Origin of the sequence: Mesorhizobium sp. M7A.F.Ca.US.014.04.1.1 (assembly GCF_003998745.1) — a bacterium.
GTDB classification, from domain to species: Bacteria; Pseudomonadota; Alphaproteobacteria; order Rhizobiales; family Rhizobiaceae; genus Mesorhizobium; species Mesorhizobium ciceri.
Genome location: NZ_RZRW01000891.1, coordinates 1 through 1,664, shown reverse-complemented (window position 1 = coordinate 1,664; position 1,664 = coordinate 1). Strand labels below are relative to the sequence as shown.

Here is a 1,664-nt window from a genome sequence, read left to right as displayed (position 1 = left end):
GTAATGGACTATATCGAGCAGGGCAGGAGCGCCGGCGCAACGGTGGCGTTTGGCGGCACGCGGATCGGCAACGAAGGCAACTTCATTGCCCCCACGGTGCTGACCGATACCCGACCCGACATGGCGGTGGTGCAGGAAGAGATTTTTGGTCCCGTCCTGTGCGCCATGAGTTTCGATGACGACGACCTGGAACAGATCGCCCGGCAGGCGAATGACAGTATCTTCGGGCTTGCCGGCAGTGTCTGGACGCGGGACCTGAGCGTCGCCCACAAGATGGTACGGCGAATTCGCGCCGGCCGGATTGGGGTCAACGTACACGGTTCGGTTGATGCGGCGATACCCACCGGCGGCTTCAAGCAATCCGGCTGGGGCAGAGAACGGGGACAAGAAGGGCTGAACCTTTACACGGAGACCAAGTCGGTGATTATGTCGCTTTGAAGGGCTGCCAAAAACGGCATTGTGGGGCAGGGATGTCGCATTTCTATCGCTCCAAATAAACGATCACACCGGACAATTGGCTAATTTTGCTTCTATCAACCCGTCGCGCCGCCCGACCAGCATCGCTCATTGTCCATGAAAAGCAAGAAAGCCCGGCCAGGCGTGGCAGCCAGCTAAAGCTTTTCAGGCTTGGCGATGACTTTCGACGCATTCACGCCGGCTCTGATATTTCCCGAGCAGCGAACCATTCGGACCGTCGACCGTGTTTGCAGGGTAGTGCGTGAGTAGTATCGGACACATAGAATGTGAAATGCGACATCGCCTAAGCGATAGCAGTCATAGTTCGCGCACCTCTTGAACCAGACCGTCTACGATAACTCTTATCTTAGCCGGCAGAGCCTTTGTACGCAGCCCAAGGACGTTGACCGTCACCTCGCCGCCGGACATCCCATCCAGTTCGGTCAGCAGCTTTCCATCGCGAATGTCATCTTGAACTATCCATAGTGGAACCTGCCCAAGCCCGTGTCCCCTACTGCCATCCGCACCGTCTCGAAATCCTGGAGTTCATGTTTGACGGAAACAGCATGCCATGCGATCGAGCCGGATCTTGCTGAGCATCTCGAGCATGGCTGGCCGTTCGCAGAAGCGGACCGATCAACCTATTACACCCGACGGGGCGAGGTGGGTTACACGGACTTCCCTGCATATCGATCGGCAGCGTTGCACGCGGAGGTATGCTGACCGAGGCGGGTCGCGCAGGCAAGGAATACGGTTTGGAGGGGATCCACGTCGGCCACGTCATCGTCGATGGTGCCGTCGACGGCCACAAAATCCGCCGACGCTTTCCAGACGACGACTCGCGCCGTGACCGGTTGCTCGATATCGAGGGCGTCGTGGAATGCTCCGCCTTCCTCTATCGGCAGCACCACAAGGCTTGGTCGTTCGAGGTCGACGTCCGAACGTCCTTGCAGCCTTGGTGAGCTCTCGGTGGCGGAAACTTAGCGGCCTTTGAAGTTTGCAGCTCGGCGCCGACCAAAAGGCTATGCCACCGCATGCCGCGCCGGTCGAATGCGCGAACGCGGCCCAACTCGTACGTTGGAAATAAACGACCGCTGCTGCCCCGAAGGCTCGGATGGACCTTGTCAGGAAACGACGTTCCACTGTCCTGATCCACAGGATCGGGTTCGTTGTCCAAAGCAGGGTCCAGCGCGATATATGGACAAGCC

The 1,664-nt window shown here is 58.6% G+C and carries 2 protein-coding genes; both read left to right on the top strand.

All coding sequences use genetic code 11. The features are described 5' to 3' along the window. Positions 1-438: aldehyde dehydrogenase family protein (locus EOA22_RS32800; protein ID WP_127390561.1), on the top strand; the 438-nt coding region annotated here is incomplete at its 5' end. A 734-nt stretch (positions 439-1,172) separates the two neighbouring features. Further along, positions 1,173-1,418: a hypothetical protein gene (locus EOA22_RS32790; RefSeq protein ID WP_063170534.1), complete on the top strand. Its 246-nt coding sequence runs from the start codon at positions 1,173-1,175 to the stop codon at positions 1,416-1,418. The last annotated feature ends 246 nt before the right edge of the window (positions 1,419-1,664 follow it).